Origin of the sequence: Pseudoclavibacter sp. VKM Ac-2888 (assembly GCF_015351285.1) — a bacterium.
In the GTDB taxonomy this organism is placed as follows: Bacteria; Actinomycetota; Actinomycetes; order Actinomycetales; family Microbacteriaceae; genus Pseudoclavibacter.
In genome coordinates, this window is sequence record NZ_JADKSM010000001.1 from 80814 (window position 1) to 105606 (window position 24793).

The following is a 24793-nucleotide window of genomic DNA, read 5'->3' on the forward strand; positions in this document are numbered from 1 at the left end:
CATGCCGCGGGGGAGTTGCGTCGCGCATCCGGTGCCTTCGCGGGTGGCGTGGATGCGCGCCTACCGTGGCGTCGTTCAGCGGTCGCAGGCGAAGCCTGCTCGGCCGCACCTCGAGTTAGGAGTTGTCATGACCGACACACAGGTCGCGCTTGTCACCGGAGCGGGTCAGGGAATTGGGCGCGGGATTGCGCTGAAGCTGGCTGCGGATGGCTACGACATCGTGGTCGCCGACCTCGACTTTCAGGCGGAGAAGGCTGCCGGGGTTGTCGCCGAGATCGAAGCGCTGGGGCGTCGCGCCGTGTTCGTGGCGGCGGATGTGTCGAAGAAGGCTGACGTCGAGGCTGCCGTCGCGACGGCGGTCGAGAAGCTCGGCGGGTTCGACGTGATCGTCAACAACGCCGGCATCGCGCAGGTGAAGCCGATCCTCGACATCACAGAGGAGGAGCTCAACAAGATCTTCCAGATCAACGTGAACTCGGTTGTGTACGGCATTCAGGCCGCGGCGAAGTCGTTCATCGAGCGGGGAGTGAAGGGGCGCATCATCTCGGCGGCGTCGATCGCGGCCATCAAGGGCTTCCCTATCCTGGGCGCGTACTCGGCGTCGAAGTTCGCAGTGCGCGGCCTCACGCAGGTCGCTGCACAGGAGCTCGCGACGCACGGCATCACGGTGAACGCGTACGGCCCCGGCATCGTGGGCACGGGTATGTGGGAGCTCATCGACAGCGAGCTGTCGAAGATCAACGGCAAGCCGCTCGGCCAGAACTTGAAGGAGAACGTCGAGTCGATTCAGCTCGGCCGCATGGAGACGCCAGAGGACGTCGCTGGAGTGGTCTCGTTCTTCGCGAGCCCGAACGCGGGTTACGTCACCGGCCAGGTCCTGCTGGTCGACGGCGGGATGCTCTACAACTGACCCACAGGCCGGGTCCGTGCGCCGCTCGTGTCGCGAGTTTCGACGCGGTGGTGCGCGGACTCCGCAGAATCGGCTAACATGGTCGAGTTGCCCGCGAGGGCGGCGGATGCCACGGGCTGTGGCGCAGCTTGGTAGCGCACCTGACTGGGGGTCAGGGGGTCGCAAGTTCAAATCTTGTCAGCCCGACGGTGTGATGTCGCGAGACGTCGGAATAGCTCGAACCTGCAGTTGCAGGTTCGAGCTATTTCGTTTTTCCGGTGGGTGCCTCGGGTTTGCCGGCGGGTTGGTAGTCCTAGCTGAGGTCGATGGTGAGCTCACGGAGGACTTCGCCGGTGGTTTCGTTGATGACGGTCACGTCGAGGCACTGGATGAGGAGCTTGACGTGGGTTCGCCCGATGCATGCGGCAGAGCTCTCTGCCAGTGCCGTGCACGCGAGCCTCGAGCAAGGCAAGGCAAGGCAAGGCAAGGCAAGGCACCGCCGCGACGCTGCGTGTCGCCGACGACATCGCCTTGGCAGGTGTTGGGCGGTTGTATCGTCCAGACCTCCCGAGGTTGAACGCGCGCGCGGGCTCAGATCGACACATGACAGCGATGGTGGCCGGGATTGCGAGATGTCCTTCGCTCATGGTCCAGCATCAGGCTCGCCAGGGGTTGCAGATGGCCTGCGACCTCCAATGAACAGAGCCGGCGCCAGAACGCTCGGGAAGCACATCTGCGGCATGTCGGGACTATTCGAGAGAGCCTGCCGATAGCCTCTAGTGCCGAGGGATAAAGTCAGGTTGACGGCGCCTACGGCGCGAAGGAGCAGCACAAGATGGCGCTAAAGAAGTCAGACCTGTACAGCTCGCTGTGGGCAGGCGCCGACGAGCTTCGTGGCGGCATGGATGCCAGCCAGTACAAGGACTACGTCCTCACTTTGCTCTTTGTAAAGTACGTCTCCGACAAGGCTACGGCCGACCCGTACGCTGACGTTGAGGTACCCGAGGGTGGTTCATTCGACGACCTGGTGAAGCTTAAGGGGCAGCCAGACATCGGTGAGCAGCTCAACGTTGCGATCCGTAAGCTCGCGGACGCCAACGACCTACAGGGCGTCATCAACAACGCCGACTTCGACGACCCTGACAAGCTCGGCAAGGGCAAGGAGCTGGTCGACCGGCTCACCAAGTTGATTGGTATCTTCCAAGATCTGGACTTCTCAGGCTCGCGGGCCGGGGGCGACGACTTGCTCGGTGACGCCTATGAGTACCTGATGCGTCACTTCGCCAGCGAATCTGGCAAGAGCAAGGGCCAGTTCTACACCCCCGCCGAAGTCTCACGGGTGATGGCGGCACTCATCGGCATCAAGGCGGATACGCCGAAGTCCGCGACCGTCTACGACCCAACGTGTGGGTCTGGCTCGCTGCTGCTCAAGGTTGCCGACGCGGCGCCGAACGGCCTGACGATCTACGGCCAGGAGAAGGACAACGCCACCCGCGCGCTCGCGGTGATGAACATGGTGCTGCACGGCAACGCCACCGCCGAGGTCCGCCAGGGTGACACGATCACCAGTCCACAGTTCCTTCGTGGCCACGCACTGCAGACTTTTGACTATCTGGTCGCGAATCCTCCGTTCAGTGTCAAGTCATGGAACAACGGACTCGAGAATGAGTACGGGCGGTTCGATGGCTACGGCCGGCCACCGGAGAAGAACGGCGACTACGCCTTCCTTCTCCACATGATCAAGAGCCTCAAGAGCACCGGAGTTGGCGCAGTGATCCTGCCCCACGGCGTGCTCTTCCGCGGGAATTCCGAGGGCACTATCCGTAAGGAGCTTCTGAAGCGCGGATACATCAGGGGAATCATCGGCCTACCAGCGAACCTCTTCTACGGCACCGGCATCCCTGCCTGCATCATCGTGCTCGACAAGGAGAACGCCGTCGGGCGAACCGGCGTCTTCATGATCGACGCCAGCAAGGGTTTCGAGAAGGACGGCAACAAGAACCGACTCCGCCCGCGTGACATGCACCTAATCATCGATGCATTCGAGAACCAGAAAGAGATCGATCGCTACTCGCGAATGGTGCCGCTGTCTGAGATCGCCGATGCAAAGAACGACTACAACCTCAATATTCCGCGGTACATCGACGGCTCTGAGCCTGAAGACATCCAAGATCTGCACGCCCATCTCAAGGGTGGTGTGCCGAACCGCGATCTCGATGCGCTCAGCGCCTACTGGGATGCCTTCCCGAGCTTGCGCCCTGCCCTCTTCCAGCCGCTGCGCGAGGGATATAGCGAGCTGGCGAGCGAGAAAGCCCGCATTCATAGCACGATCACCAGCTCCAGTGAATATGCATCGTTCGTAATCAACACCAATGATGCAGTCACGAGCTGGTGGATCGAACATCGATCGCGCTTGCAGGGGATCACCCACAACACTCGCCCCGTCGAACTGGTGGCTGAGCTGGGCGACAGCCTCCTGAACGCTTTCCGCGCACAGCCAGTGCTCGACGAGTACGGCGTGTACGAGCAGCTGATGAGCTACTGGAACGACGTTATGAACGACGACGTCGCTTTGATCATGAGCGAAGGCTGGGACGGCGCAGCCAAGCCACGTGCTGCCCGCATTCTCGGCTACGACAAGCACAAGAAGCCGAAGTACGAACTGGCCGATGTTACGTTCGGCACCGGAGTCAAAGCGCAACGCTGGGTGATGGACTTGGTGCCGCCAGCCCTGATAATCGCTCGCTACTTCGCCAAGGAACAGGCTGAGCTTGATGCGCGGGAAGCAGCAGTCGAGGCTGCTGGCCTGGTGATCGAGGAGTACGTGGAAGAGCATGCTGTCGACGAGGGGTTGCTCTTCGACGCAACTGATGACAACGGCAAGGTTACGAACGCATACGCCACTGCTCGACTCAAAGCGGCTCGAGCCGAAGGTGCCGATAGCGACGAGATAGACGCGCTCGTCCACGTCATTGGGCTGTTCAAGGTGGAGGCAGCTGCCAAAAAGTCTGCGAAGGAAGCCCGACTCAGGCTCGACCAGATGACGCTCAATCAGTACACCCAGCTCACGGCGTCTGACGTCCAGACGCTGGTCATCGACGACAAGTGGGGCGAGCGGGTGATCGCCGGCGTTCAGGCGGAGCGCGCGGCACTGATCCAGAAGCTCGTGCAGCGTCTGAACGTTCTCGGCACGCGATACGAGCAAACAGTTGGAGACCTCGACATCATCGTTGGGTCATTGAGCTTAAAGGTTGCAGCCCACCTGGCCAGTATGGGGGTGCGGGTGTGATGTTGGAGACGCTTCAAGAATGGAAGATGGAGCGGCTGCTCAATCTGGTCTCGATTCGTAGCGGCCAGGTCGATCCGAAACTGCCGCAGTATCGAGATATGCCGCTTGTTGCACCAGATCATATTGAGAGCGGAACCGGGCGACTTCTAGCGACTCGATCAGCCAAGGAACAGGGTGCGATCAGTGGCAAGTACGTTGTGAATCCGGGCGATATCATCTATAGCAAGATCCGCCCGTATCTCATGAAGGCGTATCGAGCGGATTTCCATGCACTGTGCAGCGCAGATATGTACGCCTTGGCTCCAAGACGAGGCGCTGATGGTAGATACATTTTGAATCTTCTTCTCGGACGTGTCTTCACGAACTTCGCAATAGGTGAGTCGATGCGAAGTGGGATTCCCAAGATCAATCGTGAAGGACTCGCCGGATACGAGCTACTGGTTCCACCTGATTCTGAGCAACAGATGATTGGTGCGGCCCTTGAAGACACTGACGTTCTGGTCTACGGGCTAGAGAAGCTCCTCGTCAAGAAACGTGCGATCAAGCAAGGCATGATGCAGGAGCTGCTTACCGGACGTACGCGACTTCCCAGCTTCACGGGCGAATGGTCCACACGACGCCTGTCGACGCTCGGTACATTCCTGCGCGGTAGCGGCATCAAGCGCGACCAGGTTCGACCGTCCGGAGTGCCATGCATCCGGTACGGTGAGATCTACACCACCTTCGATGACTACACTGCTTCGACAGTTTCGTTTGTTGATCAGGCGGTGGCAGCGACGTCTCTTCCCCTCGCCTACGGAGACATCCTCTTCGCCGGTTCCGGCGAGACGAAGAGTGAGATCGGAATGAACGTCGCCTACATTGGCGATGCTCCTGCCGTCGCGGGTGGAGACATCATTGTCTTGCGCGGCATCGACTACGACCCCGTGTACTTGGCGACTCTGCTAAATACACCAGAGGTAGCAGTTCAGAAGGCACGCGGTGGACAAGGTGATGCCGTCGTCCACATCAACTGGCGAGTTCTTGCCGGGATCGAAGTCAAGATTCCTCGGCTAGCTGAGCAGCGTGCGATCGCTCAGGTACTGATCGATGCCGATGCAGAGACCAAAGTTCTCGAACGTCGTCTCGAAGCCACCAAAGCGATCAAGCAAGGCATGATGCAGGAGCTGCTCACCGGGCGCACTCGCCTGCCCGTCAAAGAGGACGCAGTATGAGCACGGTTGGACAGATCGAACGTAAGACGCAGGACCGAGTCGTCAGGTTCTTCACGGATCGCCTCGGCTATGAGTACGGCGGCAACTGGGAAGACCGTGGGACGAACACGAACATCGAAGACGCCTATCTGCGCGACAACCTTCTAGCTCGTGGGTACGACGAAGAAGTCGTCGGCAAGACGATCAACGAGATCACGAAGGCCGCATCGGTCGGTGGTGCCCGCACATTGTACGAGGCCAACCGTGAGATGTACGAGCTGCTTCGCTACGGCGTGAAGATCAAGCGCGGTGTGGGAGATCAGTTTGAGACCGTCTGGCCTGTCGACTGGGATCGGCCCGAGGCGAACCACTTCGTCGTGGCTGAAGAGGTCGCAATCGCCGGCGAGCATAACAAGCGCCCTGACGTCGTGCTCTACATCAATGGCTTGGCGCTGGGGATCATTGAGTTCAAGCGCTCAAAGGTGAGCGTCGCCGAGGGGATCCGTCAGAACATCGGCAACCAGCGTGCAGACTTCATTCGGCCGTTCTTTTCCACCGTCCAGTTCGTGTTCGCAGGCAACGACGTCGAGGGCCTGCGCTACGGCGTGATCGAGACCCCCGAGAAGTACTGGCTGGCCTGGAAAGAGCCCGAGCACAGCACCGTCGGCGCTGATGTCGTCGAGACGCTGGACAAGGCGATCTTGCAGATGTGCTCGAAGGATCGCTTCCTCGAGCTGATTCACGACTTCATGGTGTTCGACGCGGGCAAGAAGAAGACCGCCCGGCACAACCAGTTCTTTGGGGTGAAGGCCACTCAGGCGCGTATCGCCAAGCGTGAAGGCGGCATCATTTGGCACACCCAAGGCTCGGGTAAGAGCCTGACCATGGTGTGGCTCGCCAAGTGGATCCGTGAGCACCTGCCAGAAGCCCGCGTCCTGATTATTACCGACCGAACAGAACTCGATGATCAGATCGAGAAGGTCTTTGGCGGGGTGAACGAGAGCATCTACCGCACGACGTCGGGCGTCGACTTGCTCACGCAGCTCAACACGCACGATCCGTGGCTGATCACTTCCCTCGTCCACAAGTTCCGCGGTCAAGATGACCGCGAGGTTGATCGATCCAGCGATGACCTCATCGCGGAACTGCACTCCCGCGTCCCGGCTGGATTCGCGGCCAAGGGTGATTTCTTCGTGTTCGTTGACGAAGCGCACCGTACCCAATCTGGCAAGATGCACCGCGCGATGAAGGAGTTGCTGCCTAGGGCGATGTTCATCGGCTTCACAGGTACGCCGCTGCTCAAAGCCGACAAGGCCACCAGCATTGAGACCTTCGGCTCCTTCATCCACACGTACAAGTTCGATGAAGCGGTTGAGGACGGCGTCGTCCTAGACCTCCGCTACGAAGCGCGCAACATTGCGCAGGATCTCAGCAGCCCCGAGAGGGTCGACAAGTGGTTCGAGGCGAAGACGAAGGGCCTCACCGACCTCAGCAGGGCCCGCCTCAAGAAGAAATGGGGCACGATGCAGAAGGTGGTGTCTGCCGAGCCTCGGGCGAAGCAGATTGTCCAAGACATTCTGCTGGACATGGAGACTGAACCCCGCTTGGTGAGTGGTCGGGGCAACGCGATGCTTGTGGGCGAGAGCATCTACCAGGCGTGCAAGTTCTACGAGATGTTCGTGAACGCGGGCTTCAAGGACAAGGTCGCCATCGTCACGAGCTACATACCGAACCCGAGCGATATCTCCAAGGAAGATTCTGGCGAGGGTGCGACCGAGAAGTTGCGTCAATACGGCATCTACCGACAGATGCTGGCCGACTTCTTCGGGGTCTCGGCCGACGAGGCGGTCGGTCGGATCAAGGAGTTTGAGAAGGAGGTCAAGCGCCGCTTCATCGAAGAGCCCGGCCAGATGCGCCTGCTGATCGTGGTCGACAAGCTCTTGACCGGTTTTGATGCCCCGAGCGCCACTTACCTCTACGTCGATAAGAAGATGCGCGACCACGGCCTGTTCCAGGCAATCTGTCGAGTCAATCGTCTGGACGGCGATGACAAGACCTACGGCTACATCATTGACTACCGCGACCTGTTCAACTCGCTCGAGACCGCGATCACCGATTACACGTCTGGTGCGCTGGACGGTTACGAAGAGAAGGATGTCGAGGGGCTCCTCAAGGATCGCGTCGCGCAGGGGTGTATCGATCTCGACGAGGCGCTTGAGAAGATCCGTGCGCTGGTCGAACCCGTGGCTCCGCCCAAAGGCACGCTCGAGTACCAGCACTACTTTGTGGCTTCAGTGCCGGGGGACGCCGCTCAGATCAAGGCCAATGAGATCAAGCGCGTCGAGCTGTACAAGAGCGTTTCGGGTCTGGTGCGCGCTTACACAGCATTGGCCAACGACATGGATGAGGCCGGGTACTCACCGGCTGAAGCTGCAGCCCTAAAAAATGAGGTGGCGCACTTTGTCGCCGTTCGCGATGAAGTTGAGCTAGGGGCTGGCGAGAACATCGACGTGAAGCAGTTCGAGGCCGGGATGCGAGCGCTCCTGGATACCTACATCCGAGCCGACCCATCCGAGGTGGTGGCGACGTTCAACAAGGGACTCGTCGATCTCATCGTCGAGCGTGGTGAAGGCGCGCTCGATACGTTGCCGCCCAATATCCGCAAGAACCCCGAAGCCGCGGCGGAGACGATCGTCAACAATGTCCGAAAGACGATCGTGGATGAGCGCGCGCTGAACCCGCGGTACTACGACCGGATGTCCGAGCTTCTTGACGCGCTCATAGGGCAGCGGCGTCAGGATGCGCTCGACTACAAGGCATACCTCGAAAAACTGCTTGCGTTGGCCACCAAAGTTGGTAAGCAAGAGTCCGAGACGGTGTATCCCGACTGGGCTACGAGCGGAGCGCAGCGTGCGCTGGTGGACTTCCAGTTCGCTGACACCAACCTCGCTATCGTGATCGACTACACCGTGATGCACCAGCGTGAGCATGGTTGGGTCGGCAACCGTATGAAGGAGCGTGCACTGGCTCGCGAGATTCGTCGCGCGCTTCCCGATGAGTTTGATCGCTTCGACGAACTGTTTGAGTTGGTGAAGGCTCGCAATGAGTACCGCTAATGCCTACCTCACGGTTGCTGGGCTTGGGATTGATGTCATCTACAAAGACATCAAGAACCTGCACATCTCCGTATACCCGCCCGTCGGACGTGTGCGAGTCGCTGCACCGCATCGGATTGACGAGGGCGCAATCCGGCTGGCCGTCGTGCAGCGCTTGCCATGGATCAAGAAGCAGCGTGAGCAACTCCAGAATGCTGAGCGCCAGACTGAGCGCCGCATGCTCTCGGGCGAGACCCATCACGTATGGGGCGAGCGGTTGCGCCTCGATGTGTCGCGACATGGACGAGCGAAGGTAAGTGTGGCCGGCAAGACGTTGTGGCTAACTTCCCCGGCTGACTACAACGAATCACAGCGTCAAGTGGTGCTTGAACACTGGTACCGCAAGGAACTTAAAGCTGCGGTTCCAGCCCTCTTGTACAAGTGGCAGCCGATCGTCGGCGAGGCGGCAGACAAGGTCGTCGTGCGCCACATGAAAACGAAATGGGGCACCTGTCACCCTGAAACCCGCTCGATCTGGCTCAACCCGGAACTCGCGAGGAAGAACCCCCGCTGCCTCGAGTACATCGTGGTTCATGAACTCATTCACTTTATTGAGCGCACCCACAACACGCGGTTCATCCAACTCATGGATCTACACATGCCCGACTGGCGGGCACGACGCGACGAGCTCAACGACGCCCCACTTGCCGCGGAGGACTGGGAAGCCGGAGGCCCGGTATGAGCCGCAACGAGCAGCGCTCGGAAACGGTCGACTCCTGGAAGCTGATCCCGCTGACGCCGGGATACATCGACGATGAGCATGGGGGCTACGTCGCAGCGATCGAGGCTGCCCTTGCGGATCGCGATGTCCGCAACATCGCCTTGTCCGGCAACTACGGTGTCGGTAAGAGCAGCATAATGCAGGAGGTCGCCAATCGGCAGATGCGCCGAGTGGTTGAGCTGTCGCTGTCGACGCTAGCGCCTATCGAGGCCACGAAAGTCGATGAGGCTGTGCCGGTTCAGGCAACCACTCCGACCAACCGCATCCAGCAAGAGCTAATCAACCAACTCCTCTACTGCCAGGATCCGCGGAAGACGCCTGCATCCCGGTTCCGCCGCATCGAGCGATTCGGATGGCTCGGAGAGCTTGGTACCGCCGCGCTGATTGGACTCACGGTTGCCGTCATCTTCCTGCTGGACAGCGCAGATCATCGCGACGTTCTCCTTGCTAAAGGATCTTGGCGCTTGGACGCACCTGATCATCTGGGCTGTGGCAGCAGCCGCAGCCCTTATGGTGAGTCGATTGTTCTATGGCCGATTCCGCATCAAGTAGCTCTCGGCGGGATCTGCGACAGTCACGCTCGACGACAACTCGGTGTCCTACTTCGATAAGTCCTTGGATGAGATCGTCTACTTCTTCGATGTGTCTGGCCGTGACATCGTCATCTTCGAAGACATCGATCGCTTCAGCGACTCGCACATCTTTGAAGCCCTCCGAGCGCTGAACACTTTGTTGAACGCGTCGCCGCAGGTCGACGAGCCGATCCGTTTCATTTACGCGATCAAGGACAGCATCTTCGATCACATCGGTCTCGAAGCCGAAGGACGCACCGTTGAGCGGCTCATCGCAATCCGGAGTGTAGAAGTGGTCTGAAGCCTCCTGTTTCGAGGAGTGATCTGGCGATGTAGTTCGTGAGGTTGCGGAAGCCGAGCGCGATGCCGCGGAGGTGCTCGAGGCGCCCGCTGAGCGCTTCGGTGGGTCCGTTGCTCGTGCCGGGATGATCGAAGTACGCGAGGACATCAACGGCCCGCCGAGCTTGCGCAGCTCGGCAAGCCCCGCTGGGATGCCCGTCTTGAGCGAGCCGATGACGGCTTGCAGCGCTGCCTGCCCCAGGGCTCGGTTCGGTTCGCGGTAGGCGGTGATCGGCGGTGTCATAGCGTCGTAGCAGCGAGGGACTTGCTGGATGGTGCGTCGGGTGTTGTCCTTTCAGGATCTCGGTCGTGTTCAAGCAAGGGCTCTTTGACCTGGAGATCAGCGAGTTGATCAGTCGAGATCGGTCGGTGGTGTGGCGAGAGCGCGGCCGGAACTCGTTGGCATCGGGTGAGTACAAGCCCGGTGTCCGCTGATTGCCGTGCGCAGCGGCGCCGAAGGCGCCCGCAAACACGGCTGATCGAGGCCGACGAGGTGCTCGCGGCCAGAGTGCGCGCTGATTTGAAACGGTCTAGGACACCGCGACAGATCGCCGGCAGGTTGCGCCTCGAGGCGGAAGAAGCCAGCGTTGAGACCATGAGTCTCTCCCCGGACGCTTACGGCAAGACCATGTCACACGAAGCGATCTACCGGTGGATCTACGTCCTCTCGAAAGGCGGGCTCGTCACTCAGGGAAACTTGCTGCGCTCGAAGCGCACGAACAGGAAACTCCGCAAGGGTCTCGGCGAGCGGGGCGTCCCGATCGTGGGCATGGTCTCGATCGATGACCGGCCAGAAGCAGCGTCGGACCGGCGCGTCCCAGGGGCCTGGGAAGAAGAACTGATCATCGGTGCTCGAGGCCAATCGGCCGCGGTTACGCTCGTGGAGCGTCACTCCAGACACGTCGTCATTCCGGCCTTGCCCGAGGGACAAGACTCCGCCGGCGTCGCGGACGCCCTCATCGAACACGTCACGGACCTCCACAAGCATATGCGGGGCTCGCTCACCTGGGATCATGGGTCAGAGATGGCAAAGCACGCGCAGCTCACCCTCGCGACGAAGCTGCCCGTCTACTTCGCGCACCCCCGATCGCCCTGCGAGCGACCCAGCAACGAGAATCTAAACAGTTGTTGTCAAGCCACGACCGCTCGAGTTCTTGGCTGATAGGGCTGGTGGTCTCGAAGCATCGCCCAGATCACGTTGATCCTGCGCCGCGCGAGGGCAAAAACGGCCTGTTTGTGATTCTTTCCCTCAGCGCGTTTCTTCTCGTAGTAGATGAGCGAGTCTGGACAGTAGCGCGCCGCGCTCTGGGCAGCGAGGAAGCTCGCGCGCAGCAGCCGTCTGTCGTATCTCCGCAGTCGGTGGTGGTTGCCGCTGATGCGACCCGAGTCGCGTGGGGCCGGTGCTAGACCAGCGATTCCTGCCAGACGATCGGCGATCTCGATACCGGTCAGCCCGCCGCCGATCGCTGCAAGGAAATCCGCGGCGAGCCCGGGGGGCGAACCCGGGGAGGCTGAGCATGATTTCGGCATCCGGATGCTGATGCAGGAGGGCCTCGATGTCCCGATCTGAGCGTTTCACGTTTTCGTAGAGGCGCAAAACGTCCTCCGCAAGCTCGGCGACGAGCCACGAAGCAATCGCCTGTGAGCGAACGACCGTGCGCTGCAACTTCGCCACGCTGAGGGCAGTTTCTGCGACCATGTCCGGTTTGATCGCGCCGGACTTCTTCAGCCATGCCGACACACGCCGAGCTCCTGCTCTGCGCAGTTGTTCGGGCGTCTGGTAGCGAGTGAGTAACAGCAACGAGCTCCTCTTTTTGGCGTAGTCAAAAGCAGCCTCGAGGCCCGGGAAGAACTCCAGTAATGTCGCCCGCAACCGGTTCAGCGCTCGAGTTCTGTCGATAACCAGATCCGTGCGCCGAGCCGTCAACAGGCTCAATTCGCACTGACCTCGTCCCCGCTCCGCAACGGCTGAAGGTCGCGTCGCATCCGAGCCTGACCGCAATGATGCCAGCATCTTTGGCATCGGTTTTGCCGTCGCCACTATACGTTCGCGCGGAGTGATGCACTGTTCTGCCAGGGATATAGAGCAGCTGCTGGCCATGAGAGACCAAGAGCCCGATCATTAACGGGGCCCCGCCATGATTCAGATCGGTCGCCCGTATCACGGCGTCGACCTCGGGATCGTGCACATCAGCGATGGGCTCCAGCCAACTACTCTCGTCGTTGGCCACTAGGCGGGACAATAACTGCCGGCCGTCCTCGTCGATCACGACACAGTGGTGGTGACGCTTGCCAGCATCGATTCTTGCCCATACAGCGACCACGATTACATTCCCTCCGTCAGACGCGGAGGAGACCGTCCCGATGCGAACCGAACGACCGCGCCAGCAGTTCCTTACAAAGCGATGAATCGCGACTCTCAATCAGTGGTCAAGCCGTTGCGAGGAGCCGGGCGGCCAATCTCGTTGAGCCGACCTCTCGGCGGCAAACACAAACAAGCCATACCCGACACCTCCGGGCCGGTCGAGGACTCACAAGGCCCCCGATCCGCGCACATCTACCGTCGGTCCGATGTCGCTAACGGTCTCCGATCGCAGAACTCTTCCATCGCATCGAGGCGACGGCCGGAATCGCGCCGCACAGGTTTGAGATAACGGCTACCGAAACCCCCAAAGTAAACTGGGGTATCCGAGTAATCAATGCCGCTGACCTCGCGCCTAACTACAAGGTTGAAGTCTGGCCAACAGCACCGTGGGCCAACAACGATCGTTAGCACGTCGTTCAACCTGGGCGAACCGAAAAGACCGCCGAAGCTTGCAGTTTAGACAGTGGGCAGCAAAATGGAGCAAGATTCCGTAATGGAAGCCCAGATCGGTAGATAACCGCTGTCGCGTCCCGTTCAGCCTTCCTTGCGAAACAGTGTGAACCGAGGCCCTTGCGCTTGGGGTCGCGTCATTTAGCTCTGCAAGAATGTGACATGTAGCCTTGAAAGCTTCAACTTGGGGACATGACCGTGCCGAGAACGCAGCCCCCGTGCTGTGCAGGCCCACCGGCCAGGAGTAGATCGTGCCTAAAGGGGGCGATTTTCTCCGTTCAGCTGGAGGTAGAGAATCCAAATCCTCCACCTCCGGGCTTGGGTTTGAAGTCACCACTCTCAGCCATCTTCTGCTCGGCTTTATCCATGTGCTTCTCCATTTCGCGAACGTTAGCATCGAGCCAATTAACGCCCTCGGCAACATTGTGTATGACGTCAGTACCGACTACAGCAGAGGGCCACGTCAGGCTGGTCGAATTAGTTTTAAGTGGGAAGAGGCGGAGCTGAATTCGGTCGATGACGCCTTCCGCAATCGAAATAATGCCCCGAATCGGGTAATGTTCATAGGCTGAGCCGCCCCCCATCGAGTATGGGTCTAATCTGAGGTCGTAGTCTTTTCTGACTGCCTTAGGATGCTGCCAGTATCGGTGGTGTAGAACTGCTAGACGGGCAATATAGCCAGTCAGGCGGGAGATTGCTACTTCTTCTTCGACCCTCCGTTTGAAATCCGTGAAGCTCACCAACTCAACGTTTGCGTTTTCTGCGGCTTCAAAGGCACCAGACTGGTAACCGTTCTCGGCAATCAAAAGTCCCCGGTCTGCACCGGTCTCTTCTACGATTTTGTGAAAAGCTAGGACCTTTTCCTTGGTAACCCCTGTCTTCCACAGCTTGCACTCGATGAGCCACTTGATGGGTGCTCCGAGTGCCGTGAATTCAGCGTACACATCGATATTGTGGTGAGTCCGGGTGCCTTGAATCCTTTTATTTGTTTCAGCACAGACACCGCGATGCTGGTTCAGAGTTTCTTTTACTGCTTCTTGGAACTCGCTCCAGGCTGCCTCTGCCACCCATTTCTCCTAAATGTCATGGATAGAGTACATGGGAATTTTGCTCATCCCTGTGTCATTGCGACCGGACATCAGGAAATAAGCCTGGGGTGTCCCTATGGTTCATGTCAAGCGGCAAGGACCAGGGTGGTTGGTAGATGGTGCCGTCGCGGAGCGTCGCGTAGAGAACGTCGCAGCGTCGTCGAGCAGGCGCGATCAGGGCCTGGTTGTGGCGCTTGCCTTGCGCTCGTTTCCGGTCGTAGTAGTACCTCGAGACCGGGTCCCTGAGCGCTGCGAAGGCTGACAGGAACAAGGCCCGTTTCAGGATCTTGTTCCCGCGGCGGGAAGCGTGCTCGCCCCGGATCGAGGACCCGGAGCGTCTCGTGACGGGCGCGAGGCCCGCGCAAGACGCGAGGTGGCCGGCGGAGGCGAACGACTTCCCGGCGACCTCGGTGAGGAGCCCCGCTGCGGTCCTGACGCCGACTCCCGGCACGCTCGTCAGGACCGGCTGAAGAGGGTGCGCATCAATGAGCCGTCCAACCTCGATGGCGATCTCCGTCCGCTGCGTGCGGAGATCTTCGAGCTGCTTCGCGAGGCGCGGCAGGACCAGGCTGGAGGCGTTCGTGCCGACGACCACGACCGTCTGCTCCGACAGGGCTTGCATGATCTCGCCGGCGAGGCGTCTGCCCATGCGGGGCGCGAGCTTCACGAGCCGGTTCCCGAGGCGGGTCGGTCCCAGCTTCGCGAGATCCGCCGGAGCCGGATGCCGCTGCAGGAGGTCAATGACTGCGGGGTGATCGAGGTGCGGGCCAAGCACTCGTTCGAGCGCGGGATGGATCTGCGTGAGCAGACCCCGGATGCGGTTACTGGTCGCGGTGACTTGTCCCGCGAGGTCGCCATCGAAGCCGCAGAGCATGCTCAGCTCCGCGACCTGCTCGTCCGAGAGCTGGATCGACCGGAGGGCGTGCGGGAGGGAGCGCGCGGCTTCCGCGATGATCGCGGCATCTCTCGCGTCCGCCTTGGCTTCTCCCGCGTGGAGGTCAGCGATGCGGCGCATCGCGAGCCCCGGCAGGTGACCGACCAGAACGCCCGCGTCCTGCGCGACCGCGATCGGCAGCGCGCCGATCGTGGCCGGCTGATCGACCACGAACAGCAGCGTCCCGTAGCCCCTCAACCCGTCGATGAGCGCGCGCAACTTGCCCTCATCGTTGGGCAGCGCTTAGTCGAACAAGCGCTGCCCTGCGCGATCGATCGCGACCGCGTGATGCTCGCCTTTGCCGACATCGACACCGATGAACACGTCGACGCTGTCGTGCCCGATGATGCTGGATTCCATCAGACCTTCCTCTTCCGAACTCGGTTGCAGTGCTGGCAGAACCAAGCGGCGGCGAGTCTCAACATCCACGTTACGAACGACACTCAGACCGAAGTCCGGGCCCTGTCCCTATCAGCGATCACAAGCCGCCAAACCAGGCTCGGTGACAACACCCCCCCCAGATCATCAACGACAGGGGGCAGGAATCATGTCGAGCCCGGGATGGCCAACACCCTCCAAGGATCACTCCTCAACCGGGTAGGAAGAAAGTAACGGGGGCGGATGTGCGGCTCGTGACGCGCCCTAGTTTTTCGGGAACCGCGTTCGCACTGCGTCGATGCCCTGCTGGGCGCTTCGCCGCACCTCGATTTCGGGATCCTTGAGCAGCGGGCGCAGGCGATCCACGTCTTCGAGCGCGCCGACGGCTGCCAAAGACCTCGCGGCTGCCGATCGCACTCGAGCCACGCTGTCGTCGAGCAGCCCAGCCAGTTCGGATGCTGCTGGGAGCTCGCGCGCTGCGACAACCCTTGCCCCCATTTCACGGACGCGCCAGGCCGGGTTGCCGAGCGTGCCAATCGCCGCTGGCGCGGCCGACTCATCCCAGACGTACAGCAGCGCTCGGGTGCCCCAGAGCTCGGGCCAGTAGAGCACCGGCGCGCCATCGAGGATTCCCTGCGCGTGATCGCCGCCGACGTAGAGGAGAAGGTCGTCGCCCTCGTCGTGCCCCTTCATGAGGTTGAGGACCCGCTCAACGAACTCGGACTGGCCGTATCGCTCGACGGCAGCCGCCAGCCGCTGCTCGAGCGGGAGGTCTACAGGAACGGGCGCAGGATTCGAGGAAGTGATTTCAGGCATCAGCTCACCCTACGCGGACCGTGCTGAGGGCAGGTGCGATGGAGGCGCCTTCCCTGTGCGAACTTAAACGTTGGCATCCTCATCCACCGCCACGTTCTTCTGCACGGCGAACTGGGTCCGGTGCAGTTCCTCGTACCGCCCGGCCGCGGCGAGCAGCTCCTCATGCGTGCCGCGCTCGACGATGGAGCCGTCCTCGATCACAAGGATCTGGTCCGCGCTGCGGATGGTGGACAGGCGGTGGGCGATCACCATCGCGGTGCGTCCCTCGAGCGCCTCGCTGAGCGCCGCCTGCACGGCGGCTTCCGACGTCGAGTCGAGCGCGGCCGTCGCCTCGTCGAGGATGACAACCCGCGGCTGGGCGAGCAGGAGCCGCGCGATGGTCATCCGCTGGCGCTCACCGCCGGACAGCCGGTAGCCGCGCTCGCCCACCATGGTGTCCAGCTGGTCGGGCAGCGACCGGATGAGCGGCTCGAGCCGCGCACGGCGCACCGCATCCCACACCTCGTCCTCGGTCGCTTCCGGCCTGGCGAGGCGCAGGTTGGAGAGGATGGTCTCGTGGAAGAGATGGCCGTCTTGCGTGACCATGCCCAGGGTGTGCCTCATCGACGCGAAGGTGACGTCGCGGACATCCGCCCCCGCGAGACGCACGGCGCCACTGTCGACGTCGTAGAGGCGCGAGAGCAGCTGCGCGATCGTCGACTTGCCGGCACCGGACGTGCCGACGAGGGCGACGGTCTGCCCCGGCTCGATGCGGAAGGACACCCCGTGCAGCACCTCCTCGCCGCCGCGGGTATCCAGCGTGGCGACCTCCTCGAGGGAGGCGAGCGACACCTTGTCCGCGGACGGGTAGGCGAACCGGACGTCGTCGAACTCGACCGACACCGGGCCGTCGGGGACGACGGTGGCGTCGGGCTTCTCCTGGATGAGCGGCTCGAGATCCAGCACCTCGAAGACACGCTCGAAGCTGACCACCGCGCTCATGATCTCGACCCGTGCGTTCGCGAGGCTCGTCAGCGGCGCGTAGAGGCGCGTGAGGAGCAGCGCGAGAGTGACGACATCACCGGTTTCCAGCTGGCCGCCGAGCGCGAGGACACCGCCGAGCCCGTAGACAAGCGCAAGGGCGAGCGCGGAGACCAGCATCAGCGCGGTGAAGAAGACGAACTGCAGCATCGCCGTGCGAACGCCGATGTCGCGGACGCGCGCGGCGCGCACTCGGAACTCCTCGGCCTCCTCATCCGGCCGGCCGAACAGCTTGACGAGGGTGGCGCCGGGCGCCGAGAAGCGCTCGGTCATCTGCGTGCTCATGGCCGAGTTGTGGTCGGCGGCCTCGCGGCGCAGCGCGGCCAGGCGGCTGCCCATACGCCGCGCGGGGATCAGGAAGATGGGGAGCATGATCACGGCGAGCACGGTGACCAGCCAGGACGTGCTGAGCATGACGATCAGCGTCAGGATGAGCGCCACGAGGTTCGTGACCACGCCAGACAGCGTGCCGCTGAAGGCCTGCTGAGCGCCGATCACGTCGTTGTTCAGGCGGCTCACGAGAGCGCCCGTTCGCGTGCGGGTGAAGAACGCGATGGGCATCTTCTGCACGTGGTTGAAGACGGCGGTGCGGAGGTCCAGGATCACGCCCTCGCCGATCCTCGCCGAGTACCAGCGCGTCACGAGCGACACGGCAGCGTCGGCGATGGCCACGAGGGCGATGACGACGGCGATCCAGACGATCGTGCTGACTGCACCCCGGGCGACGATGACGTCGACCACCTGGCCGGCGAGCACCGGCGTCGCGACCGCGAGGAACGCGCCAACGATCGACAGGGCGATGAACAGCACCAGCTTGGTCCGGTAGGGCACCGCGAACGTCAGGATGCGCCGCACCGATTCACGCGAGAAGCCGTGCTTTCCATCCCTGGCGGACGAAATCTTGTAGAGCGAACTCCAGGCAGCGCCTTCCATGCTCATAGCGGTTCCTTCCCGTAAGCAGGAGGCTCAGCCTAGATCGCGGTTCGCCCGCGTTTGCGGTTGTCCGCCAGGGGCGAAGGACGTTCGATGTAGGTAATCCACACCTGCTGCGATTCGGCCTCGACGGACGCGTTGTCCTCCGCGACGCCGTCCGGGATGCTCCGGACGTCGGGGGAGAAGGAGCGCTCGGCGGGGCCTCCGTTTCGCGCCACCTTCACGGCGGAAATCCGCTCGGCGATCGCGGCGCCTCCGACGGTCAGGCGCGGTGCATCGCGACCGCCCGCACCGGCGACCCGTCGAGGCCCGTGAAGGGCAGCGGCAGGGCCGAGATCCAGGGGTCGCGGGCCGGGTCGACGGCCGAGAGGTTTGTGAGGTTCTCGATGATGACGCCGCCCGCGCCCAGGAAGACGTCGTGGAACGGCAGTTCGGCCGACTCCGCAGTCGCGTCGGTGCGGTCCGGGCTGAGGGTGTCGACACCGACGACCGTCACACCTGCAGCAAGCAGACGCTCGGCGATCGCCGCATCCAAGAAGGGATGCTCGAGATAGTCGGGCTGCCCGAACCGCTTCGACCAGTCGGTCCGGAACACGACGATCGTGCCGGCCGCGAGCTGCTCGAGCTGGGCGGCGACCTGAGCGAGTTCGATCCTGCGTCCGGGCTGCGCGAGCTCGGTCACGTCGATGAGGTGCAGCGGTCCCACGAGCCGACCGAGATCGAGGCGATCGACCGTTGCTCCGTCGGCGATCGAGTGCGAGGGCGCATCCAGGTGCGTGCCGGTGTGCGTCCCGAGCTGCAGGGCGTGCACCACAACCCCGTCGTCGGCGAGCGAGGTGGCGGGCTCGACCCGCACCTCCGGGTCGCCGGGGTAGATCTGCATGCCCGAGGTGAGCGGATGCGTGAGGTCGACAAGCGTGAGCGTCATGCTCGAAGCCTACGCATCGGCCTGCTGCAGGAATCGCCTGCCGCAACGCCTGCGCCTGCGCGCGGGCGGCGCCCGTGGGAGGCTTGGCGCATGGACTTGGAGGTGTCACGCTCGCTCACGATTCCAGCCGCGGAGCTCGGCTGGCGCTTCTCGCGATCCTCCGGGCCGGGCGGGCAGCACGTCAACACCTCCGACAGCCGGGTCGAGCTCTTCTGGAACGTCGAAGCATCGCTCGTGCTCAGCGACGAGCAGCGGCGGATGCTCCTGGATCGACTCGGGAAACGCCTCGTCGACGAGGTGCTCACGGTCGCGTCCTCCGAGCGACGCTCGCAGCTCCGCAATCGCGAGGCGGCGCTCGAGAAGCTCGCGAACCTCGTGCGCGAGGGCCTCGCGCCGCCCGGACCGAAGCGTCGCGCGACGAAGCCCACGAAGGGCTCGCAGCGCCGCAGGCTCGAGTCGAAGGGCCAACGCTCCGCCACCAAGGCGCAGCGCAGGCGCCCGTCCCACGACTAACCACGACCAATGCGGCGCGCTGAGCGCTGGACGACTCGGACATAATGCCCCTTGTCAACCGAAATGAGTTCGGTTCCTCCCTGGACGAGGCTCGGCGTGTAGGTGTTTGCTTGGTTTGTGCGGCGACTGCACTGCGATGGCCGGAAGCCGACCGCCGTTCGAAGCCTGTCAGCAGAGCCCACCAAGTCCGAAGGAGCACTTGAATGACGACCACACCCACGCAGGAGGCAGTGCTCGCGGCTGCCGATGCCATCATCGACGCCTTCCGCGCGACCGACACCGAGGCGTACTTCGCCTGGTTCGCGCCGGACGCGTCGTTCGTCTTCCACCCCGAGCCTGCGCGCCTCGACTCGCGCGCCGAGTACGAGGCGCTCTGGGCGGGCTGGGTCGCAGCGGGCTGGCGGGTCGTCTCGTGCGCATCCACCGACCGTCTCGTGCAGGTCTTTCCGGGCGGCGCGGTCTTCAGCCACACGGTCGCGACGAGCGTCGACTCTGCTGGCGGCCCCGACTCGTACCTCGAGCGGGAGAGCATCGTCTTCACGGTCGGCGACGAGGGCTCGCTCATCGCGGTCCATGAGCACCTGTCCGCGCCGACGACTGACGCGGAGGCATCCTCATGACCGGCCCGAAGACCATGGCCCTGAACCTCGACGGCCAGGACGATTCCGCGGGCCCCGTCCGAGGCACGCAGTCGCTCATCCGCATCGCCCTCATCTGGCTCGCCGCGAACCTCGTCGTCACGACGCTCCTCACGGGCACCCTCTTCGTGCCTGGCGTCTCGTTCGGCACCGCGACCGGGATGATCGTGCTCGGCACCCTGATCGGCGTCATCGTGCTCGTGCTCATCGGCAACATGGGCACCCGCACGGGCCTCCCGACGATGGCGCTCACGCGTGGCGCGTTCGGCATCCGCGGCAGCCTCGTGCCGGCGGCCTCCAATCTCATCGTGCTGATGGGGTGGAGCTGGGTGCAGGCGATGCTCGCCGGCGTCACCGTCGACTTCCTCGTCTTCGAGGCGACGGGCTTCTCGAACCCGATGCTGTTCTCCGCCATCTGCCAGGGCATCGTTGTCGTGCTCGCGATCTTCGGCCACACGGGCATCTCTCGCGTCGAGCCGTGGCTGGCACTCGTGATCCTCGTCGTCATGGGCTTCGTGTTCGCGGCAGCGTTCGGCGCGTTCAGCCCCGGCGAATTCGCGGCGCTGCCCGTGGATGCGGAGCTCGGCGGCACCCCGTTCATCACGCTCGACCTGGTCATCGCGACGGCCATCTCGTGGACCGTCCTCTCCGCCGACATGAATCGGCACGCGAAGAACAGCGTCGCCGGAGTCGTCGGCTCGGGCGTGGGCTACACGCTCTCGACCACGATCGCCATGTTCCTCGGCCTCGTCGCGTTCAGCGTCGTGCTCCTTCGCGGAGGCGAGGCGATCGCCTTCGACCCGACCGTGATCGTCGCCGAGTTCGGCTGGCCGCTCGGCATCGCGATCTTCCTGTCGGTGATGGCGACCAACACGATGGTCGTCTTCGGCATGGTCACCTCGGTCATCAACGCGCAGTCGAAGTGGCACCTCCGCTTCCTGCCGACGGCGATCGTGCTCGGCATCATCTCGATCATCGGATCCACGTTCCTCGGCCTGCTGAACCAGTTCACCGACTTCCTCTTCATCATCAGCGCGTTCTTCGTGCCCGTGTTCGCGATCATGATCGCCGACTACTACCTGCTGAAGCGCCGCAGCTACTCGCGGCAGATCCTGCAGGAGCGGCCCGAGAGCCGCTACTGGTACCTGGGTGGCATCAACTGGGTGGCGGTGTTCGTGTGGATCTTCGGCGCCGCGCTCTCGTACGTGCTCGCGTACGTCGCTCCGAGCCCCATCGGGGCGAACATCCCGGCCTTCGCGGTGAGCTTCGCCCTCTACCTCGGTCTCACCTGGGCGCTGCGCGCTGTGAAGCCGCTTGGGCTCGCCGACCCGCGCGACGCTATCCACGCGGGGCACCTGCTCGACGAGGAGGAAGAGGCGGGAGAGCCGGGTCGGGGGAACTGAACCTAGCCCCGCAGCCGCGGGTCGTACGTCGGGTCGGGGTACTGCTCGGCGCAGCCGTTCGCGGGGGCTGAGGCTTGGAACTCGAAGTGCCACGGCTCGTTGAGGTACGTCTGGCAGAGGCCGTACCGGGACCCGTTGGTGGCGAGCCAGTCGGATGCACCCCCACCTTCCACGTCGACGGCGTCGCCCGAGACGTGCAGGGACGTCTCCGGGGAGGCGACCCACCGAGAGGCCTCCTCCGCGGAGCCGTACTCGGCGACCGCATCCCGCAGCAGCTGCCGCTGCAGCTCGGCCGACCGCCACCCGCTGTTGACCATGACGTACACGCCGTCCAGCTCGGCGTCGCTCGTCGCCTCCTGCAGCGCGTCGAGGAGCACGGGGGAGAGGTTGGCGATGCCGGCGTACTCGGTCTCGAACGCCGTCGTGCCGAACTGGAGCCGCCCGTCTGGGTTCTCCGCGCCGGCATCCCCCGAGCTGGTTTCGACTGCCGTTCCGCCGCCCGACCCGCCCGACCCGGCCGTGGAAGGGGCGGCGAGCACCGCCTCCGGCCCCGGAGCCTCACGGTGCGACGCGGCCGTCTGCCCGAGCTGCGCCGAGAAGAGCGCGACGCAGAGACCTGCGAGCGCGACGAGGGATGCGCCGCCAACGAGGAGGCGCACGCTGCGCTTCTTCGCGGGTGGGTCGGTGACGGTGCGCTGGTGGCGGGGCGAGCTGGTGAGCGTCATGGGACAAGTTCAGGCGAGCGCACGTTGCCCTGGCGTTGCGGGTTTCCCATACGCGGGCGATATGCCGCGGCTCGTATCATCGGCACATGCGTGTGCTGTTGGTAGAGGACGAGCCCTACATGGCGGAGGCGATCCGTGACGGGCTGCGGCTCGAGGCGATCGCCGCCGACATCGCCGGCGACGGGCACACCGCGCTGGAGCTGCTGAGCGTCAACGACTACGACGTCGCCGTGCTCGACCGCGACATCCCCGGCCCGTCCGGCGACGAGGTCGCAAGACGCATCGTCGCGTCCAAGAGCGGGGTGCTCATCCTCATGCTCACGGCCGCCGACCGCCTCGACGACAAGGCGTCGGGGTTCGAGCTCGGCGCCGACGACTACCTCACGAAGCCGTTCGAGCTGCAGGAGCTCGTGCTCCGGCTGCGAGCCCTCAACCGCCGCCGCGCGCACAGCCGCCCGCCTATCCACGAGATCGCCGGCCTCAAGCTCGACCCGTTCCGCCGCGAGGTGTACCGCGACGGGCGCTACGTCGCCCTCACCCGCAAGCAGTTCGCGGTGCTCGAAGTGCTCATGAGCGCCGGCGGGGGAGTGATCAGCGCTGAGGAGCTGCTCGAGAAGGCGTGGGACGAGAACGCCGACCCCTTCACGAACGCCGTGCGCATCACGGTCTCCGCGCTCCGGAAGCGTCTCGGCGAGCCGTGGCTCATCGTGACCGTGCCGGGCGTCGGCTACCGCATCGACGCCGAGGCCTCATCGGTGCTCGACGAGAACGAACTCCGGTGACGAGGCAGCGCGGCCTCAGCGTCCGCCTGAAGCTCGCGCTGAGCTACGCGGCCTTCCTCATGATCGCGGGCGCCCTGCTGCTCGCCGTCGTCTACGCCTTCCTCCTCCGCTACGTTCCGGCTGAGGCGATGGCCAGCGAGTGGACCTTCTTCCCCGGCCGCACCGACCTCGTCCGCGCGTTCGTGCCGGCCGCGGCCTGGGCGCTGCTGTTCCTGCTCGTCTTCGCGCTGGTCGGCGGCTGGTTCCTGGCGGGGCGGATGCTCGCCCCGCTCACCCGCATCACGAACGCCACGCGGGCCGCGGCGGCCGGGTCGCTGTCGCACCGCATCCGCCTCGACGGACGGAGCGACGAGTTCACCGAGCTGGCGGACAGCTTCGACGCCATGCTCGCGCAGCTCGAGGCGCACGTCGCGCAGCAGCAGCGCTTCGCGGCGAACGCCTCGCACGAGCTGCGCACGCCCCTCGCGATCTCGCAGACGCTCCTCGACGTCGCCCGCCGCGACCCGGGGCACGACCACGACGAGGTGCTCGGGCGCCTCCACTCGGTCAACGCGCGCGCGATCGAGCTGACCGAGGCGCTGCTCGTGCTGAGCCGCACCGAGCACGGCACCTTCGCGACCGAGCGCGTCGACCTGTCGCTCGTCGCCGAGGAAGCGGCCGAGACGCTGCTGCCGCTCGCCGAGAAGCGCGGCGTCGCCATCGAGACGGAGGGTGAGGCCGCGGACACGATCGGCTCGCCTGCCCTCATCTCCCTCCTCACGACGAACCTGCTGCACAACGCGATCGTCCACAACCTCCCCGAGGGCGGCACGGTGCGCCTGACGACGGCGTCGGCACCGGATGCGGCGACCCTCGTCGTCGAGAACACGGGAAGTACCGTCGGCCCCGAGCTGCTCGCGACCCTCACGGAGCCGTTCCAGCGCGGCGAGCAGCGCGCCCGCAGCGACCACGCCGGGGTTGGGCTCGGCCTCGCTATCGTGAAGAGCGTCGTCAAGGCCCACGGCGGGACGATGCGCCTCGCGGCCCGGGACGGGGGCGGGCTGCGCGTGACCGTCCAGCTGCCGCCAGCCACGTGGGCCGCGACCCGGGCTGAGTTCGGCTCCCAGCCGGGCGCCCGCGCTAGCTGAACGCCGCGCGACGCACGCTCGGGGCGACGACGGCAGCGCCGAGCAGGGCACCCACGGTGTTCGCGACGATGTCGCTCGTGTCGAAGCTGCCGACGGCGAGCGCGAACTGCGTCGTCTCCATCGCGAGGCTCGTGAAGCCGGCCGCGAAGAACGTCTTCGGGCCGGGCAGGACGCGCCACAGGTACCCAGTGCAGAGGCCGAACGGCACGAAGACGGCGACGTTCGCGAGCACTTCAAGCGGCTTGCTCGCCGCGTACCCCTCGCTCGCGATGAACGGGATGAGCTTCAGGTGCCTCGTCTCGCCCCACCCGACGAACGGCACCTCGAGCTTCCACACGATGAGCCACGTCAGCAGCACCAGGTACGCGAGGAAGAGCACGGCCACGAGGAAGCGCGGCGCCCGCGACGGTCGACGAGTCCTCGGCGCCCGCTGGGCGGTGGCGAACGCCCCGGTCGTCGGGAGTTCCAGGGTCTGGTCTGCTCGGCTGTAGCTCATGGCTACAGCCTCTCGAGGGGCGTGTTGCGGCGGCGTATG

The 24793-nt window shown here is 63.8% G+C and carries 20 protein-coding genes, 1 tRNA gene and 3 pseudogenes; 14 read left to right on the top strand and 10 right to left on the bottom strand.

Features of this window, described 5'->3' with window-relative positions; all coding sequences use genetic code 11:
* Positions 1 to 127 precede the first annotated feature (127 nt).
* From ITJ61_RS00410 to ITJ61_RS19655, 8 genes are all read left to right on the top strand, one after another.
* Positions 128 to 910 (top strand): acetoin reductase, encoded by a 783-nt coding sequence (locus tag ITJ61_RS00410; protein ID WP_194685161.1) that lies wholly within the window; start codon positions 128 to 130, stop codon positions 908 to 910.
* A 112-nt stretch (positions 911 to 1022) separates the two neighbouring features.
* A tRNA-Pro gene (locus ITJ61_RS00415) sits at positions 1023 to 1096 on the top strand.
* A gap of 628 nt (positions 1097 to 1724) precedes the next feature.
* Positions 1725 to 4178, top strand: coding sequence for a type I restriction-modification system subunit M (locus ITJ61_RS00420; protein ID WP_194685162.1), 2454 nt, complete (start codon positions 1725 to 1727; stop codon positions 4176 to 4178).
* Between the two features lie 26 nt (positions 4179 to 4204).
* Positions 4205 to 5392 carry a restriction endonuclease subunit S gene (locus ITJ61_RS00425; RefSeq protein WP_194685163.1) on the top strand — a complete coding sequence of 396 codons (1188 nt, stop codon included), beginning with the start codon at positions 4205 to 4207 and terminating at the stop codon, positions 5390 to 5392.
* Positions 5389 to 8487, top strand: a complete 3099-nt coding sequence (locus tag ITJ61_RS00430; RefSeq protein ID WP_194685164.1) for a type I restriction endonuclease subunit R — start codon at positions 5389 to 5391, stop codon at positions 8485 to 8487. Before ITJ61_RS00425 ends, ITJ61_RS00430 begins: the two co-directional genes overlap by 4 nt.
* On the top strand, positions 8474 to 9208 hold the full coding sequence (locus ITJ61_RS00435; protein ID WP_194685165.1) for a M48 family metallopeptidase: 735 nt from the start codon (positions 8474 to 8476) through the stop codon (positions 9206 to 9208). Before ITJ61_RS00430 ends, ITJ61_RS00435 begins: the two co-directional genes overlap by 14 nt.
* Positions 9205 to 9858, top strand: coding sequence for a hypothetical protein (locus ITJ61_RS00440; RefSeq protein ID WP_228496539.1), 654 nt, complete (start codon positions 9205 to 9207; stop codon positions 9856 to 9858). Before ITJ61_RS00435 ends, ITJ61_RS00440 begins: the two co-directional genes overlap by 4 nt.
* A gap of 4 nt (positions 9859 to 9862) precedes the next feature.
* Positions 9863 to 10120 carry a hypothetical protein gene (locus ITJ61_RS19655; protein WP_228496541.1) on the top strand — a complete coding sequence of 86 codons (258 nt, stop codon included), beginning with the start codon at positions 9863 to 9865 and terminating at the stop codon, positions 10118 to 10120.
* Here ITJ61_RS19655 and ITJ61_RS00445 read toward each other — a convergent pair.
* Positions 10089 to 10390: pseudogene (locus ITJ61_RS00445) on the bottom strand (transposase); the annotation flags it as partial. The gene ITJ61_RS19655 and the pseudogene ITJ61_RS00445 overlap by 32 nt on opposite strands.
* 192 nt (positions 10391 to 10582) lie before the next feature.
* Between ITJ61_RS00445 and ITJ61_RS00450 the strand changes: the two are divergent.
* Positions 10583 to 11320 carry an IS30 family transposase gene (locus ITJ61_RS00450; protein ID WP_194685166.1) on the top strand — a complete coding sequence of 246 codons (738 nt, stop codon included), beginning with the start codon at positions 10583 to 10585 and terminating at the stop codon, positions 11318 to 11320.
* Here ITJ61_RS00450 and ITJ61_RS00455 read toward each other — a convergent pair.
* From ITJ61_RS00455 to ITJ61_RS00485, 7 genes and pseudogenes are all read right to left on the bottom strand, one after another.
* Positions 11290 to 12482, bottom strand: a pseudogene (locus ITJ61_RS00455) (IS110 family transposase). The gene ITJ61_RS00450 and the pseudogene ITJ61_RS00455 overlap by 31 nt on opposite strands.
* Before the next feature lie 769 nt (positions 12483 to 13251).
* Positions 13252 to 14040 carry a restriction endonuclease gene (locus ITJ61_RS00460; protein ID WP_194685167.1) on the bottom strand — a complete coding sequence of 263 codons (789 nt, stop codon included), beginning with the start codon at positions 14038 to 14040 and terminating at the stop codon, positions 13252 to 13254.
* Between the two features lie 55 nt (positions 14041 to 14095).
* A pseudogene (locus ITJ61_RS00465) lies at positions 14096 to 15355 on the bottom strand (IS110 family transposase).
* A 282-nt stretch (positions 15356 to 15637) separates the two neighbouring features.
* Positions 15638 to 16189, bottom strand: a complete 552-nt coding sequence (locus ITJ61_RS00470) for a HEAT repeat domain-containing protein (RefSeq protein ID WP_194685168.1) — start codon at positions 16187 to 16189, stop codon at positions 15638 to 15640.
* A 63-nt stretch (positions 16190 to 16252) separates the two neighbouring features.
* Positions 16253 to 18148, bottom strand: coding sequence for an ABC transporter ATP-binding protein (locus ITJ61_RS00475; RefSeq protein ID WP_194685169.1), 1896 nt, complete (start codon positions 18146 to 18148; stop codon positions 16253 to 16255).
* 32 nt (positions 18149 to 18180) lie between these two features.
* Positions 18181 to 18366, bottom strand: coding sequence for a hypothetical protein (locus tag ITJ61_RS00480; RefSeq protein WP_194685170.1), 186 nt, complete (start codon positions 18364 to 18366; stop codon positions 18181 to 18183).
* Between the two features lie 38 nt (positions 18367 to 18404).
* The gene (locus ITJ61_RS00485; RefSeq protein WP_194685171.1) at positions 18405 to 19070 is read right to left on the bottom strand and encodes a cyclase family protein; all 666 of its coding nucleotides are present in this window, start codon (positions 19068 to 19070) and stop codon (positions 18405 to 18407) included.
* A 90-nt stretch (positions 19071 to 19160) separates the two neighbouring features.
* Here ITJ61_RS00485 and arfB point away from each other — a divergent pair, with 90 nt between their 5' ends.
* From arfB to ITJ61_RS00500, 3 genes are all read left to right on the top strand, one after another.
* The gene (gene arfB / locus ITJ61_RS00490) at positions 19161 to 19583 is read left to right on the top strand and encodes an alternative ribosome rescue aminoacyl-tRNA hydrolase ArfB (protein ID WP_194685172.1); all 423 of its coding nucleotides are present in this window, start codon (positions 19161 to 19163) and stop codon (positions 19581 to 19583) included.
* Between the two features lie 203 nt (positions 19584 to 19786).
* Entirely contained in the window at positions 19787 to 20203 is a 417-nt protein-coding gene (locus ITJ61_RS00495) for a YybH family protein (RefSeq protein WP_194685173.1), read from the top strand.
* Positions 20200 to 21624 carry a purine-cytosine permease family protein gene (locus ITJ61_RS00500; protein ID WP_194685174.1) on the top strand — a complete coding sequence of 475 codons (1425 nt, stop codon included), beginning with the start codon at positions 20200 to 20202 and terminating at the stop codon, positions 21622 to 21624. The genes ITJ61_RS00495 and ITJ61_RS00500 overlap by 4 nt, the downstream gene beginning before the upstream one ends.
* A 2-nt stretch (positions 21625 to 21626) precedes the next feature.
* Here the strand turns inward: ITJ61_RS00500 and ITJ61_RS00505 are convergent, their stop codons facing one another.
* Positions 21627 to 22349 carry a M15 family metallopeptidase gene (locus ITJ61_RS00505; RefSeq protein ID WP_194685175.1) on the bottom strand — a complete coding sequence of 241 codons (723 nt, stop codon included), beginning with the start codon at positions 22347 to 22349 and terminating at the stop codon, positions 21627 to 21629.
* Positions 22350 to 22435: 86 nt separating this feature from the next.
* Between ITJ61_RS00505 and ITJ61_RS00510 the strand changes: the two genes are divergently transcribed.
* Both ITJ61_RS00510 and ITJ61_RS00515 read left to right on the top strand, forming a co-directional pair.
* Positions 22436 to 23131 carry a response regulator transcription factor gene (locus tag ITJ61_RS00510; protein ID WP_194685176.1) on the top strand — a complete coding sequence of 232 codons (696 nt, stop codon included), beginning with the start codon at positions 22436 to 22438 and terminating at the stop codon, positions 23129 to 23131.
* Positions 23128 to 24258 (top strand): sensor histidine kinase, encoded by a 1131-nt coding sequence (locus ITJ61_RS00515; RefSeq protein WP_194685177.1) that lies wholly within the window; start codon positions 23128 to 23130, stop codon positions 24256 to 24258. The genes ITJ61_RS00510 and ITJ61_RS00515 overlap by 4 nt, the downstream gene beginning before the upstream one ends.
* Here the strand turns inward: ITJ61_RS00515 and ITJ61_RS00520 are convergent.
* Positions 24251 to 24754, bottom strand: a complete 504-nt coding sequence (locus tag ITJ61_RS00520; protein WP_181062910.1) for a VanZ family protein — start codon at positions 24752 to 24754, stop codon at positions 24251 to 24253. The two genes, ITJ61_RS00515 and ITJ61_RS00520, sit on opposite strands and share 8 nt — an antisense overlap.
* Positions 24755 to 24793 lie beyond the last annotated feature (39 nt).

Bases quoted from the DNA above. Each gene is read 5' to 3' on its own strand.
- ITJ61_RS00410 (WP_194685161.1), top strand. From the start codon at position 128: ATGACCGACACACAGGTCGCGCTTGTCACCGGAGCGGGTCAGGGAATT.
- ITJ61_RS00420 (WP_194685162.1), top strand. From the start codon at position 1,725: ATGGCGCTAAAGAAGTCAGACCTGTACAGCTCGCTGTGGGCAGGCGCC.
- ITJ61_RS00425 (WP_194685163.1), top strand. From the start codon at position 4,205: ATGGAGCGGCTGCTCAATCTGGTCTCGATTCGTAGCGGCCAGGTCGAT.
- ITJ61_RS00430 (WP_194685164.1), top strand. From the start codon at position 5,389: ATGAGCACGGTTGGACAGATCGAACGTAAGACGCAGGACCGAGTCGTC.
- ITJ61_RS00435 (WP_194685165.1), top strand. From the start codon at position 8,474: ATGAGTACCGCTAATGCCTACCTCACGGTTGCTGGGCTTGGGATTGAT.
- ITJ61_RS00440 (WP_228496539.1), top strand. From the start codon at position 9,205: ATGAGCCGCAACGAGCAGCGCTCGGAAACGGTCGACTCCTGGAAGCTG.
- ITJ61_RS00470 (WP_194685168.1), bottom strand. From the start codon at position 16,189: ATGCCTGAAATCACTTCCTCGAATCCTGCGCCCGTTCCTGTAGACCTC.
- ITJ61_RS00475 (WP_194685169.1), bottom strand. From the start codon at position 18,148: ATGAGCATGGAAGGCGCTGCCTGGAGTTCGCTCTACAAGATTTCGTCC.
- ITJ61_RS00485 (WP_194685171.1), bottom strand. From the start codon at position 19,070: ATGACGCTCACGCTTGTCGACCTCACGCATCCGCTCACCTCGGGCATG.
- arfB (WP_194685172.1), top strand. From the start codon at position 19,161: ATGGACTTGGAGGTGTCACGCTCGCTCACGATTCCAGCCGCGGAGCTC.
- ITJ61_RS00495 (WP_194685173.1), top strand. From the start codon at position 19,787: ATGACGACCACACCCACGCAGGAGGCAGTGCTCGCGGCTGCCGATGCC.
- ITJ61_RS00500 (WP_194685174.1), top strand. From the start codon at position 20,200: ATGACCGGCCCGAAGACCATGGCCCTGAACCTCGACGGCCAGGACGAT.
- ITJ61_RS00505 (WP_194685175.1), bottom strand. From the start codon at position 22,349: ATGACGCTCACCAGCTCGCCCCGCCACCAGCGCACCGTCACCGACCCA.
- ITJ61_RS00510 (WP_194685176.1), top strand. From the start codon at position 22,436: ATGCGTGTGCTGTTGGTAGAGGACGAGCCCTACATGGCGGAGGCGATC.
- ITJ61_RS00520 (WP_181062910.1), bottom strand. From the start codon at position 24,754: ATGAGCTACAGCCGAGCAGACCAGACCCTGGAACTCCCGACGACCGGG.